General features: G+C 64.8%; 10 protein-coding genes. 7 read left to right on the top strand and 3 right to left on the bottom strand.

Annotation, left to right across the window (positions count from 1 at the left end):
* Positions 1-6: 6 nt before the first annotated feature.
* The 3 genes from zwf to NP503_RS16460 all read right to left on the bottom strand — a co-directional run bounded on the left by zwf (position 7) and on the right by NP503_RS16460 (position 4,903).
* The gene (gene zwf, locus NP503_RS16470; RefSeq protein WP_127267460.1) at positions 7-1,383 is read right to left on the bottom strand and encodes a glucose-6-phosphate dehydrogenase; all 1,377 of its coding nucleotides are present in this window, start codon (positions 1,381-1,383) and stop codon (positions 7-9) included.
* A gap of 22 nt (positions 1,384-1,405) precedes the next feature.
* Positions 1,406-2,419, bottom strand: a complete 1,014-nt coding sequence (gene gnd, locus NP503_RS16465; protein ID WP_127267461.1) for a phosphogluconate dehydrogenase (NAD(+)-dependent, decarboxylating) — start codon at positions 2,417-2,419, stop codon at positions 1,406-1,408.
* A gap of 63 nt (positions 2,420-2,482) precedes the next feature.
* Entirely contained in the window at positions 2,483-4,903 is a 2,421-nt protein-coding gene (locus NP503_RS16460; protein ID WP_127270029.1) for a glucan 1,4-alpha-glucosidase, read from the bottom strand.
* A gap of 331 nt (positions 4,904-5,234) precedes the next feature.
* Between NP503_RS16460 and NP503_RS16455 the strand changes: the two genes are divergently transcribed.
* The 7 genes from NP503_RS16455 to NP503_RS16425 all read left to right on the top strand — a co-directional run bounded on the left by NP503_RS16455 (position 5,235) and on the right by NP503_RS16425 (position 13,007).
* A complete protein-coding gene (locus tag NP503_RS16455; protein WP_127267463.1) occupies positions 5,235-6,506 on the top strand; it encodes a histidine kinase in 1,272 nt (423 codons plus the stop codon).
* Entirely contained in the window at positions 6,506-7,228 is a 723-nt protein-coding gene (locus NP503_RS16450) for a response regulator transcription factor (protein WP_127267464.1), read from the top strand. The genes NP503_RS16455 and NP503_RS16450 overlap by 1 nt, the downstream gene beginning before the upstream one ends.
* A gap of 80 nt (positions 7,229-7,308) precedes the next feature.
* Entirely contained in the window at positions 7,309-8,310 is a 1,002-nt protein-coding gene (locus NP503_RS16445; RefSeq protein ID WP_127267465.1) for a YihY/virulence factor BrkB family protein, read from the top strand.
* A 195-nt stretch (positions 8,311-8,505) separates the two neighbouring features.
* Positions 8,506-9,396: an SMP-30/gluconolactonase/LRE family protein gene (locus NP503_RS16440; RefSeq protein WP_127267466.1), complete on the top strand. Its 891-nt coding sequence runs from the start codon at positions 8,506-8,508 to the stop codon at positions 9,394-9,396.
* A gap of 96 nt (positions 9,397-9,492) precedes the next feature.
* Positions 9,493-10,506: an ABC transporter substrate-binding protein gene (locus NP503_RS16435; protein WP_023811211.1), complete on the top strand. Its 1,014-nt coding sequence runs from the start codon at positions 9,493-9,495 to the stop codon at positions 10,504-10,506.
* Positions 10,507-10,555: 49 nt separating this feature from the next.
* Positions 10,556-12,025 (top strand): sugar ABC transporter ATP-binding protein, encoded by a 1,470-nt coding sequence (locus NP503_RS16430; RefSeq protein WP_127270027.1) that lies wholly within the window; start codon positions 10,556-10,558, stop codon positions 12,023-12,025.
* A 1-nt stretch (position 12,026) separates the two neighbouring features.
* Positions 12,027-13,007: an ABC transporter permease gene (locus tag NP503_RS16425; protein ID WP_164748786.1), complete on the top strand. Its 981-nt coding sequence runs from the start codon at positions 12,027-12,029 to the stop codon at positions 13,005-13,007.
* Position 13,008 lies beyond the last annotated feature (1 nt).

Here is a 13,008-nt window from a genome sequence, read left to right as displayed (position 1 = left end):
GTCCTCTCACTTCACCGGATCGATCCAGCCATTGGGCGGCCCGAACCCGGCCATGACGTCCGCCGGTCCCCATGTGAGCGGCTCGTAGAGATGCGGCGGCGTGGTGTCGCCAAGCACCGGGCCGACGATGCGCCAGGCCAGTTCGCTGGCGTCCTGGCGGGTGAACAACTGCCCGTTGCCGTTCATGGCGTCGCCGATCAAGCGCTCATAGGGCGGCATGTCGCCCTTTGAATCGTCGAGCGCCGTCAGTTCGACCTGCTCGCCGATCATGTCGTCGCCCGGCGCCTTGCGCTGTGCTCCGATGGCGATCACCACCTGTGGGTCGATGCGGAAGCGGACGTAGTTCTGGTCGGCGGGCTTGATCGGATCGAAGACATCGAGCGGCGGCCGCTTCAGCCGCACCACCACTTCGGTGACATGCACCGGCATGTTCTTGCCGGCGCGGATGAAGAACGGCACGTCCTGCCAGCGCCAGGTGTCGACGAAGAAACGCACCGCCGCGAAGGTCTCGACGGGCGAGTTCGGCGCCACGCCGGGCTCGGCGAGATAGCCGGTGAACTGGCCACGCACGACATCGTCTTTTGTCAGCGTCCTGATCGCGCGCAGCACCTGCACCTTCTCATCGATCAGGTCGTCGGCGGAACGGCCGACAGGCGGCTCCATGGCAAGCAGCAAAAGGATGTTGAGCAGATGGTTCTCGATGACGTCCCTGATGCAGCCGACATCGTCATAGAAGCGGCCACGTCCCTCGACGCCGAAATCCTCGGCCATGGTGATCTGCACGCTCTCGACGTAGTTGCGGTTCCAGATCGGCTCGAGCAGCGAATTGGCGAAGCGGAAATAGAGCAGGTTCTGGATCGCTTCCTTGCCCAGGTAATGGTCGATGCGGAAGATCGACTGTTCGTCGAACACCAGATGCAGGACCCGGTTCAGCCAGCGCGCCGATTGCAGATCGTGACCGAAGGGCTTTTCCACCATCAGCCGCGCGCCATGCGCCGTGCCTGATTGCTCCAGCCCCTGGACGACGGTCTCGAACATGGTCGGCGGCACCGCCATGTAATGCAGCGGCCGCTGCGCGGTGCCGAGGGCGTTTTTCAGTTTCTCGAACGTCGCTCCGTCACGGTAGTCGCCGCTGACGTAGCGCAGCAGCGAGGCGAATTTGGCGAACGCTTTCTCGTCGATCTTGCCGAGCGCATTGACGATGCCGTCACGCGCGCGCGCCTGCAATTGCTTGAGGTCCCAGGCATCGAAGGCGACGCCGATCACCGGTTCGGTGAGCGTGCCCTTGGCGACCATCTGGTAAAGGGCTGGAAATATCTTCTTGTGGGCGAGATCGCCGGTTGCCCCGAAGAGCACCAGCGTGTCGGACCGTTCCTGGCTCATGCGCGTGTCTCCCCCCGTGTCGTCACTTGCCGGCCTTCGGCTTCTCGACATGGCCGCCAAAGGCATAGCGCATGGCGGAGAGCAGCTTGTCGGCGAATTCGGATTCGCCCTGCGAGGAGAAGCGGTCGAACAGCGCCGAGGACAGCACCGGAGCCGGCACGCCGGTGTCGATCGCCGCCTTCAGCGTCCAGCGCCCTTCGCCGGAATCCGAAACGCGGCCGCCGAAATTCACCAGGCCCGGATCGCTTTTCAAGGCGCCGGCCGTCAAGTCGAGCAGCCAGGAGCCGATAACGCTGCCATGCCGCCAGACCTCGGCCACCTGCGGAAGGTCGATGTCGAACTGGTAGTATTGCGGGTTTTCCAGCGGACTGGTCTCGGCGTCCGCCGTCCGTTGCCGCTTGCCGGCATTGGCCGACTTCAGGATGTTCATGCCTTCGGCATAGGCGGCCATGACGCCATATTCGATGCCGTTGTGCACCATCTTGACGAAGTGGCCGGCACCGCTCGGTCCGCAATGCAGATAGCCAAAGGGCGCGGTGCCGGCATCCCCAGGCGGATTGGCGCCGACGTCGGCGCCCGGTGCCAGCGTGGCGAAGATCGAATCGAGGTGCTGCACCGCCACGTCGGGGCCGCCGATCATCAGGCAGTAGCCACGCTCCAGGCCCCAGACGCCGCCGCTGGTGCCGACATCGACAAGATGGATACCCTTGCCGGCCAGTTTCGCGGCCTGGTCGACGGCGTCGTGGTAGTAGGAATTGCCGCCGTCGATAACGATGTCGCCGGGCTCCATCAGGGCCGCCACCTGATCGATGATCCTGCCGGTGATCGCCGCCGGCAGCATCAGCCACACGCAGCGCGGCTTGGCCAGCTTGCCGACGAATTCTTCCAGCGAGGCCGCCCCTGACGCGCCGTCGGTCACCAGGGCGGCGACGCTGGCCGGGTTGATGTCGTAGACGACGCATTCGTGGCCGTCGCGCATCAGGCGCCGGACCATGTTGGCGCCCATCCGGCCCAGTCCCATCATTCCGATCTGCATGGTTTCGTCCCTGTTTTCTACGAGATTTGCGGGGTTATCGAGGGAAGGTCTACTGGCTGTGATCTACTGGCCATCTTGGTCGCCCGATATGACGGAGAAGTCGACATTCTCCCAATCGCCGGTCCCGGGCCAGAAAAAAGTGAAGAGCAGCGTGCTTCCCTCGGGGAGGCTTGCCGCGGGCAGATCGGCAAGATGGATGCCGAAGGCGTTCTCCACCGTCTGGCTGTCATGGGCGGTCGCCCAGTTGTCGGTGCTCCAGTGAACTGTAGCCGGGTCCAACAATTCGACGCGCAACGTCTTGCCCTCCGGCATGGTGCGGATCTTGTTGTTGAACCGCCAGGTCCTGAACGAGGATACGGTCTTGTCCTCGATATAGCGCTTGACGCCTTGCGGCGGCATGTCGAAGACCGCGCCGTCGCGCAGCGAGCGCAGCAGCTTGATATGCTCCGAATGCGCCCAGACCAGCGGCATGGCGCTGCCCGAGGGTCGGCCGTGCAGCAGTTCGCGTTCCGGCAGATCGGCGCCGTCCCAGACCTGCTCCGGCAACAGGCCGCCCGGTCCGGCCGAGCCTTCCAGCGCTGCCAGCAGGCTGGCTGCCTTTTCCCTGCGCCCAGCCGCCAGCTCATAGTGGGCGCGTTCGCCGGCCAGCAGCGGCCAGGGGCGACCCTGGCCGGTGCCATCGAAAGGCGCGCCGTCTTCGTGCTCGCCATAGCCGTCACCATTGTAGCGGTACCAGAGCGGCCCTTGCGGCAGATCGCAGCGCAATTGCGCGTCGATGACCTTGACCGTGTCTGTCATGCGCGGATCGTCAGCCGCCCGCAGACCGAAGCGGACAAGTGCCAGTGCATCCGGGCTGACGATTTCCTCGGGCGGCCGGTCGGTGTCGCCAGGCGGCCGGTTCTTGATCGGGACATAGCCGTCCTTCGGCGAACCGGCCTCGGCGCTGTCGGGTGGTGCTATGCGGACATAGTAGCCTTCGACGCCGACTTGACTGCAGATCGCCGTGCCGGTGACGTAGGTCCAGCGCTCGACCTGGTCGTTCCAGACGTCTGATGTCTCGCGCAGATACGTCGCGGCGTCTGTCTTGCCGCAGGCGTCGAGCAGGTCTGCCGCGGCAAGCAGTGCGGCGATTTCGACGGCGAGCGTGAACGGGCTGTAGCCGGCATCCTCTTCCCAGCGGTCCTCGCCGGTGACGGGCCCGTTGCGCACGACATAGCCGGCGGCGCGCTCGATCATCGGCAGGAAGGTCATGAGCCTGGCGCGGGGCAAATGGCCGGCGCGGCGCAAAGCGTCGGCCAGCAGCAGCGGAAAGGCGCATTCGTCCATCTGGATGCCGGGCCAATAGGCCGATCCGTCGAGCCAGGCGTTCTGCGGCCAATGGCCGTCCGGCTGCTGGATGGAGCTGAGGTAATCGAGGATTTGCAGGGCCGAGGCAGCATCGCCGGCAGCAAGAAAGCCGCCCGCCGTCTCGACCAGATCGCGCGGCCAGACCAGATGGTAGCCGCCGAGGTCGTCGTCACCCTTGTTGAAGCCCCACGGGATCGACAGGCTGGCGACCGCGGCGCCTGGTGTCGCGATCGACCGGTGCGTCGCCAGTACCGCGGTGCTGGTGCGATAGAAGTTGATCCCGGGCACCGCGTGCCGGTCGTCCAGCGGCAGCAAGCCCTTTTGCCAATTGCGCCAGTTCTGAAGATAGGAGTTCGCCGCGGGTTCAAAACCCTGCTTCAGGCTGGCGAAAGCATGTTCCGCGGCCTCCTCAGGCGTCGCGCCAAATCCCAGCGCCAGCAAAGCCTTGGTCCTGGTCGCGGAAAAGCCGATCTCGCCCGTCAGCGCAACATTGCCGTCCTCGGCCCGCTGGTATGCAGCGTCGAGCTCACCTGTATTGTGGAGTTGCTGCCAACCGTCGGAAAAGCCGACATAGCCGGCCGAACCGGTTCGCCAGGGCAGCGACGAGGCCAGCGCCAGGCAAGAGCCGCGCCCCGAGGCGAACAGCATGGGCTTTCCCTCGTGCTCGCCGACCCAGGCGGTGTTGCCCATGCCGGCATTGACCAGATGCGGCGCCAGAAGCGCGTAGACGCGGTAGTCACCGGGCACCCCTTTCAGCGCCGTGAAGGTGATTTCCTGCAGCAGCGCCGGGCGCTCCGGGTCGGCGAGGATACGCTTTTCGATCCGCCAAGCGCCGTCATTCGCCGTATTGACCAGCCTGTAGGCGGGCACGCCGTCCTCGAACGGTTCGATCGTATGCCCGGCATCGCGTTTCTCTTCCGAAAAATAGCCGCCGGGACCGGTGACGATCAAGCCGAGGTCGCGGGTGCAGGCGCTGTCGACGCGCGGATAGTAGACTTCGTTGAGGATGCCGTGGCTGATCGTAAACCAGATCCGGCCGGCCGGCGAAAGCGACGTTCCGACGCCACTCTTGGCGCTTGATGTCCAGCGCGCCGGGATCCCCGGGGCGCCCGGAGCAACGTTTTGCGTCACTGGCATTCTGTTTCGCTCTCCTGGCCTCCTCCCTAGACCAGGACGCGAACCCTTTACAATCATTGCACCGCAAGTTGATCGGCCGGTCCAACGGCAGGGCAACGAACTCGGGCTGACGGGTTTCTTCGGAGCCTTCGCCCGCCATTGGCTGACGGAGCATCAAGCGAACAACCCGCCTGTGCGGCGGGTCACTGGCGCAAATCAGCACCATGGACAAAAATGTACCATAGCTGAGGTCACCGAGTCAAGAAAAAATTCCTATAGTCAACGGCGCCGTCGTTGACAGCGGCGGCGGCATGCGTCCACTATTTCGCGGCACGGGAGGATCGTGAAAGCAATGGCGGAAGTGTCCCTGGTCCTGATCGACCGGCTGCTGGCGATATCGCGGGCGCTTGCCGGCCATATCGATCCCGGCACGGCGTTCCGCGCGACCGCCATCGAGATCGGCACGCTCATCCCGCACGACCATATCGATCTGGCTGTGCTGTCTCACGATGGGCGCATGCATGCCTGCTACGAAGCCGGTTTCCACACCAGTTGGAGCGAGCTCGCCCAGCATCCGGTGGAAGGCAGTCCGATTCGCTTCGTGTTGTGGGGCAAGACGCCTTACCTGTTGTCGGACAACGCGCTTGTCGACGACCGTTTTCATTTTGCCGGCGCTTTCGACGAGCCGATTTTCGCGGCCAAGCTGCGCAGCCGCATCATCGTGCCGCTCAGGGCGCGCGGTAGCGTCATCGGCGCGCTCAACATCAGTCGGCACGAAATCGGCTGCTACACGCTTGCCGATGTCGCGGTCGCCCAGCAATGCGCCGATCTGATCGCGCCCTATATCTTCGCGCTGATCCAGACCGAGGAGGCGCGCCGCGCCATGCTGGCCGAGAGCGAGGCGCGCAACCGCGTCGAACTGCTGCGCGTAGGCGCCTCGCAATTGACCGAGGGCATGGAGCGCGAACGCCGCCGCATGGCCATGGACCTGCACGACCAGACGCTTGCCGATCTCGCCCGCATCGCGCGCCAGCTTTCGGCCTTGCGCGGCCAGGGCGTGGCGCGGGCCGCGCAGCTTGCCGACCTCGAGCAGGAGGTCGCCGGCTGTCTGACGGAACTGCGCCACATCGTCGACGCCATGCGGCCGAGCGTGCTCGAACTGTTCGGCCTGCGCGATGCGGTCGAAGCGCATCTCAACCGCAGTGTCAGCAAGGCCAAGCCGCCGATCGCCGTGCGCATCGCCGACACCAGCGACGGCGGCGCCGACAGTTTGCCGGAGCCAGTGCGGACCGCGCTCTACCGGATCGTGCAGGAAGCGATCAACAATGCCGTTCGCCATGCCGCGCCGCACCGCATCGACGTGCTGCTGGCGTCGACCGCAAGCGTGCTGCGGGTGATCGTGACGGATGACGGCCAGGGCTGCGGCACCGTCGACCCGGCTGCGTATGGCGGCATCGGCCATATGCACACGCGGGCAGCCCTTATTGGGGCGCGGCTGCGCATCGGCCAGGCCGGCCGCAAGAACGGCGGCACCCGTGTCGTCGTCGAGATCGACCGCCAGCCGTCGCGAGAATTGGCGGCGGCAGCGGTGCCTGGCGAGTTCGCCGTATCGGAGGCCATGTGATGCTTGTGATGATCGCCGAGAATGACGGGCTGCACCGTAGCTTCGCGCGGCGGACGGTGGAGCAGCTGTGGCCCGGCGACGTCGAGGTGATCGAGGCGAGCGACGGCGAGGACGCCATCAACCTGGCGGCCCAACGCGAGCCACTGCATGTCGTGCTCGATTTGCAGATGCCGAAGGCGACGGGAATCGAAGTTGCCAAGGCGATCTGGAACCGCCGCGCCGGCACGCACATCCTGTTCTGGTCGAATTTCGCCGACGAAGCCTATGTGCGCGGCGTGGCACGCATCGTGCCGCCCGGTTCGGTCTACGGCTATGTGCTCAAATCGGCGACGGAGGAGGGCATGCGGTCCGCGCTGCGCGGGGTTTTCCGCGAAGGCCACTGCATCATCGACCGCGAGATCCGCGGCATCCAGCACCGCGTGCAGGACAAGTTCGAGGGCATCACCGACGGCGAATATGAGAGCCTGATCGACATCGCGCTCGGCCTGACCGACCGGGCGATCGCGGCGCGGCGCGGCCTGTCGATCCGTGGTGCGCAGAGCCGCATCAAGCATGTCTATGACAAGCTCGGCATCGTGCCGGCGGACGACGGCGCCGGCGATGCTTCCGTGTTCAACTCGCGGACGCGGGCGATCTATCTCGCCATGGCGCGTGGCCTGATCAACATCGACGCACTGCGCCGCGAACAGGACCGGCTCGATGCCTGGCTGGCGGAGCACTGAACAGCGGCGGCCACGCCCCGGAACTTCGGAAGGTCAGGCGCATTGCTAGTGAACGCCAACTCAATGCCTGCGGACCCGAAGTGCGACCCTCAATCACAGATTCATGGCATCTGGTGCGTGAAAGCATAGTCGGCTTCATCAACGACAATGCGCTTAGCCATGGTGCTGCGATGGCTTTCTATGCCACCACCTCGCTGGCGCCGATCTTGCTGATCGTGGTTGCGATTGCTGGTCTCGTCTTCGGCCACGATGCCGCACAATTGGCCTTGTCCGCGCAGATATCAGGGCTGATGGGACCGGAAAGCGCCGATCTCCTGAAGACTGCGCTGGAAAGTGCATCCGACAGTCTGTACGGCACCTGGGCCGCGATCATAGGGCTGGTCACCTTGCTGGTGGCCGCGTCTGGTGTCTTCGGCGAAATGCAGCAATCGTTGAACACGATCTGGAAGATCGAACCGCAAGGCAATTCCCTGTCGCGTCTGGTGCGGGCGCGGGCCGCCAGTCTGGGGTTGGTGGCCGCACTCGGGTTCCTGTTGCTGGTCTCTCTCATCGCAAGCACTGCGATTTCGGCACTGGGCGATTTCATCAACGCCTATCTGCCGTTCGGAACGATCATACTCAGCGGGATCAATGGCGTCGTTTCGTTTGCACTTATCTCGGTGATGTTTGCCGCCATCTACAAGGTTCTACCCGATCGAACCCTGGAATGGCGCGATGTGGCAATTGGCGCTATCGGGACCGCGGCCCTGTTCACACTGGGGAAATCGCTTATCGGCTGGTATATCGGCACCAGCGCGGTTGCGTCTTCGTATGGCGCCGCCGGCGGCCTGCTCGTCATACTGCTCTGGGTTTACTACTCGTCGGAAATTTTCCTCCTCGGTGCCGAGTTCACGCGCGCCTATTCCGTTCGGCACGGCAGCCGGTCCGATCTGAAAACCTTGGTTCACAGCCCTTTACCCGCGCAGCACGACTCGGCTCGAACACAACAGGAGTCCAACGCTGCAGGCGTGGTCGTGCTCGTGGCTGTGGCGTGCGCGAGCGCAACCTTGACCGCGCTTTTGCGGAGTGGTCGCCGGCCCTGATCTGACGTCGTCGCTATCCCGTGCTCGATAGGCACGGCCGACTGTGCAAACGCACAGTCGGCCGTGCGCTTTGACCCGTATCGGCTCGTCGGTACCGCGCCTACGCTCTGCCCCAACAAGAAGCCTATATCGGGAAGCGCTCATGCCATTTGTCACCATGCGGAGTAGCACGGCTGTTCGCGCCGGGAGCCGATGATGTCGGTGTCGGCGCGTGCGCGCCATTCCGGCTTCGACGACGTCGTCGGCGATGCGACCATTGAGACCCTGGCGAGCGGCTTCGGCTTCCTCGAAGGGCCGGTCTGGCACCCCTACGAGAAATGGCTGGTCTTCTCCGACATTCCGGAAAGCCGGATCTATCGCCGCAGTGCCGAAGGCGAGATCGAGCTGTTCCGCGCGCCGAGCCACAAGGCCAATGGCAACACGCTGGACCGCCAGGGGCGGCTGGTCACCTGCGAGCACGCAACGAGCCGGGTGACCCGCGCCGAACCCAACGGCAGCGCGACGGTGCTTGCCACGCACCATCAGGGCAAGCAGCTCAACAGCCCGAACGACATCGTCGTTGCCACCGGCGGATCGATCTATTTCACCGATCCGGGCTATGGCCGGAGGGAATTCTATGGCGTGCCACGGCCACAGGACCTGCCGTTCCAGGGCGTCTATCGCATCGATGGCGATGGCGCCCGGCTGACATTGCTGGCTGACGATTTCGGGCAGCCGAACGGGCTGTGCTTTTCGCTGGACGAGTCGCGGCTGTTCATCAACGACACCGAACGCGGGCATATCAGGGTGTTCGGCGTCGAAGCCAATGGCGACCTCGATGGCGGCGCGGTGTGGGCAGTGACCGAGGGCGAGGGGCCGGGGGCGCCCGACGGCATGAAGATCGACAGCCGCGGCAATCTTTACTGCACCGGACCCGGCGGCATCCACATTTTCGACGCCTCGGGCGCCATTCTTGGCGTCATCCGGACGCCCGAGGATTGCGCGAATTTCACCTTCGGTGACGACGATCTGCAAAGCCTCTACATCACCGCGTCGACGTCGCTGTACCGGCTCAGGGTGCGCGTGCCGGGATTGAGACTGTTTTGAGCTCGCGACAATCCGTGCTCAAATCAGAGTTGGGAGTGAGGCCGGGGTCAAAGCCGGTGGGAATGCAGCAGTCAACACATCTGGGAGGATAACGACATGAAGAAACTGTTCGTTCTGGGCGCTCTGGCGGCAATGCTCGCCTCGGGCACGGCGCTGGCCGACACCAGTGGCAAGAAGATCGCTTTTTCCAACAATTATGCCGGCAATTCCTGGCGGCAGGCGATGCTCGACAGCTATGGCATTGTCACCAAGAAGGCGGTCGCCGACAAGATCGTCGGCGCGGCCGACATCTTCACCACCGCCGACAAGGAGGTGCCGACACAGGCGGCGCAGGTGCAGAACCTGATCCTGCAGGGCTATGACGCGATCGTCATCAACGCGGCCTCGCCGGATGCGCTCAACGGCGCCATCAAACAGGCCTGCGATGCCGGCATCGTCGTCGTCTCCTTCGACGGCACCGTGACCGAACCTTGCGCCTACCGTGTCGTCGTAGACTTCAAGGACATGGGCAAGCAGGAAATCGAGCAGATGGCCAAGTTCCAGCCCAAGGGCGGCAATCTGCTGGAAATCCGTGGCCTTGCCGGGACCTCGATCGACGATGCCATCCATGCCGGCATCCTCGAAGGTGTCGCCGCCCATCCCGAGTTCAAGATCGTCGGTTCGGTGACCGGCGACTGGGACCAGACGACAGCGCAGAAGGCGGTGGCAACCATCCTGCCGTCGCTGCCCGACATCGTCGGCGTCGTCGACCAGGGCGGTGACGGTTACGGCGCGGCCCAGGCCTTCGCCGCCGCCGGCAAGCCGCGCCCGACCATCATCATGGGCAACCGCCAGGACGAGCTGCAGTGGTGGAAGGAGCAGAAGGACAAGGACGGCTACCAGACCTGGTCGGCTTCGATCGCGCCCGGCGTGTCGTCGCTCGCCTTCTGGGTGGCGCAGCAGGTGCTCGACGGCCGCACCGACATTCCGCACGATCTGCTGGTGCCGTATCTGGCCTTCACACAGGACGATTTCGAGGCCGAGCTGCCGAAGATCCCCAAGGGCGGCGTCGCCAGCCACGAATACACGCAGGAAGACGCGATCGCGGCCATCAAAGCCAACATCAAGTGAGCCTTGAACAAGCGTTGCCCTCCGGATCATCGAGCGGATATCGTTGAGCATGCCTGAAGGGAACGCTGACATCATCAGACTGAACGGCGCCGAAAAGCATTTCGGCGCCGTTCGCGCGCTGGGCGGCGTCGATTTCCATGTCGGCCCCGGCGAGTGCGTTGGTCTCGTCGGCCACAATGGCGCCGGCAAATCGACGCTGATGCACATGGTGGCTGGCACGCTGGTGCCCGACAGTGGCAAGATCGGCGTGCATGGCGACACCGAGGACAACTACTCGGTGTCGCGGGCGCAGCAGCTCGGCATACGCTGCGTCTTCCAGGAACTGTCGCTGTGCCCCAACCTCAGCGTCGCCGAGAACACGCGCATCAACCACGCGTCGCTGCGCGGCTTCGGCTGGCGGCGCAAGGCGGCGGATCTGATCGCCGCCAAGCTCGACGAGATCTTTCCGGGCCACAGCATTTCGGCGTCCGATATTGTCGGCGATCTGTCGATCGGCCGGCGCCAGATGGTGGAAGTGGCGCGCGCCTTCACCGTCACTCAGGATCGGCTCGACCTCGTCATCCTCGACGAGCCGACATCGTCGCTCGATGCGCATACGGCGGGCCAGCTGCTGGCCTTCGTGCGCCGCTTCGTCGCCGGCGGCAAAAGCTGCATCCTGATCTCGCATGTGCTGGGTGAGGTGCTGCGCAACGCCGATCGCATCGTGGTGATGCGCGACGGCAAGGTGGTTGTCGCCGACGCCGCCAGTGCCTTCGACCGCGACCGGCTGGTGACGGCGATGGGCGGAGCGGAGGCGCGCCAGAAGATCGCGGCGCAAATCGCGGCTGCCAAGCCCGCCGCCAGTCCGCTACGGGTCCGGGCGCGGCCCGCCGCGCAGAAGGACGGCACCGACCTCGTCGCCTGCGCCGGCGAGATCATCGGCCTTGCCGGTCTGGCGGGACACGGCCAGACCGATCTGCTGCTGGCGATCTTCACTGCTGCATCGCGCGCCCGGGCCGGTATCGAGGTGACCGCACCGGTGGCGCTGGTCGCCGGCGACCGCCAGTCGGACGGCATTTTTCCGCAATGGTCGATCGCTGAGAACATCGGCATCCGCTCGCTGGCGCGGTTGCGCAGCGGGCTGCTGATCTCGCCGCAGCGCGAGGCCGAGCTCGCCGCATTCTGGCAGAAGAAGATCGGCATCCGCACGCCCGATATGAACAACAACATTTTCTCGCTGTCGGGCGGCAACCAGCAGAAGGCGCTGTTTGCCCGCGCGCTCGGCTCGGACGCGCAGATCGTGCTGATGGACGACCCGATGCGCGGCGTCGATATCGGCACTAAGCTGGAGGTCTATGACCTCGTGCGCGAAGAGGCTGCCCGAGGCCGCACCTTCCTCTGGTACACCACGGAAACCGAAGAGCTCGACAATTGCGATCACATCTATGTCTTCAAGAACGGCCGCATCGTCGCCAATCTGCGCCGCGACGAGTTGACCGAAGAGAAGATCATCCAGTCCTCATTCGGCGATGCGGCCTGAGATGACGGCCGCCAGCCTCGACACCGCCGCCAGGACGTCCGCCGAGCGAGGCGCACTGGCCCGTGCCCGTCTGTTGCGCGGGCTGCTGCCGGCGCTGTCGCTGGCGCTGGTGCTGCTCGCCATCGCCTGGCTCAACCCGCGCGCCATCAGCTATTTCGGGTTCAGCCTGATGCTCAATTTGGCGATCCCGATCGCGCTGGCGACCATCGCGCAGATGTTCGTTATCGCCGGAAACGAGCTCGACCTGTCGATCGGTACTTTCGTCGGCTTCGTCGGCTGTGTCACGGCGACCTGGCTGAAGGACGCGCCGCTCATCGGCGTGATGATCCTGCTCGGGTCGATAGGCGTCTATGCGCTGCTCGGCGCGCTGATCCATCTGCGCAATTTGCCTTCGATCGTGGTGACGCTCGGCATGAGTTTCGTCTGGCAGGGGCTTGCCATTCTCGTCTTGCCCAAACCGGGCGGCAAGGCGCCGGACTGGCTGCTCGGGCTGATGGCGTTCAAGCCGCCCTTCATTCCGTTCCCGATCATCGCCGCGCTGCTGATCGGCCTCATCGTTCATTTCGGCCTGATGCGCACTTCCTATGGCGTGATCCTGCGCGGCTCCGGCGGCAATCCGGCGGCACTCGGCCGCGCCGGCTGGTCGCTGCTCAAGACCAAGATCGTGCTGTTTGCGCTGGCCGGTCTGTTCGGCGTGCTGTCCGGCATGGCGCTGATCGGCATCACCACCTCGGCCGACGCCAATATCGGCAATGGCTACACGCTGCTGGCGATCGCCGGCGTCATCCTCGGCGGCGGCGAATTCGTCGGCGGCCGGGTGTCGCCGATAGGTGCTGTGATCGGCGCGCTGACGCTGGCGCTGGCGGCCTCGCCGCTGCTCACCTTCATGCACATTCCACCCGATTGGCAGGTTGCCGCCAACGGCGCCATCCTCATCATCGTGCTGGCGGCGCGGGTGCTGATCAGCCGCAAGGAGAGGTGAG

Origin of the sequence: Mesorhizobium sp. SEMIA396, from assembly GCF_024518615.1 — a bacterium.
Classification (GTDB): domain Bacteria; phylum Pseudomonadota; class Alphaproteobacteria; order Rhizobiales; family Rhizobiaceae; genus Mesorhizobium.
Note: the sequence above shows the minus strand (reverse complement) of the source record. Positions and strands in the feature narration are given on the sequence as shown.

Excerpts from the sequence above, each read along its gene's own strand:
- zwf (WP_127267460.1), bottom strand. The coding sequence starts at position 1,383 with ATGAGCCAGGAACGGTCCGACACGCTGGTGCTCTTCGGGGCAACCGGC.
- gnd (WP_127267461.1), bottom strand. The coding sequence starts at position 2,419 with ATGCAGATCGGAATGATGGGACTGGGCCGGATGGGCGCCAACATGGTC.
- NP503_RS16460 (WP_127270029.1), bottom strand. The coding sequence starts at position 4,903 with ATGCCAGTGACGCAAAACGTTGCTCCGGGCGCCCCGGGGATCCCGGCG.
- NP503_RS16455 (WP_127267463.1), top strand. The coding sequence starts at position 5,235 with ATGGCGGAAGTGTCCCTGGTCCTGATCGACCGGCTGCTGGCGATATCG.
- NP503_RS16450 (WP_127267464.1), top strand. The coding sequence starts at position 6,506 with ATGCTTGTGATGATCGCCGAGAATGACGGGCTGCACCGTAGCTTCGCG.
- NP503_RS16440 (WP_127267466.1), top strand. The coding sequence starts at position 8,506 with ATGTCGGTGTCGGCGCGTGCGCGCCATTCCGGCTTCGACGACGTCGTC.
- NP503_RS16435 (WP_023811211.1), top strand. The coding sequence starts at position 9,493 with ATGAAGAAACTGTTCGTTCTGGGCGCTCTGGCGGCAATGCTCGCCTCG.
- NP503_RS16430 (WP_127270027.1), top strand. The coding sequence starts at position 10,556 with ATGCCTGAAGGGAACGCTGACATCATCAGACTGAACGGCGCCGAAAAG.
- NP503_RS16425 (WP_164748786.1), top strand. The coding sequence starts at position 12,027 with ATGACGGCCGCCAGCCTCGACACCGCCGCCAGGACGTCCGCCGAGCGA.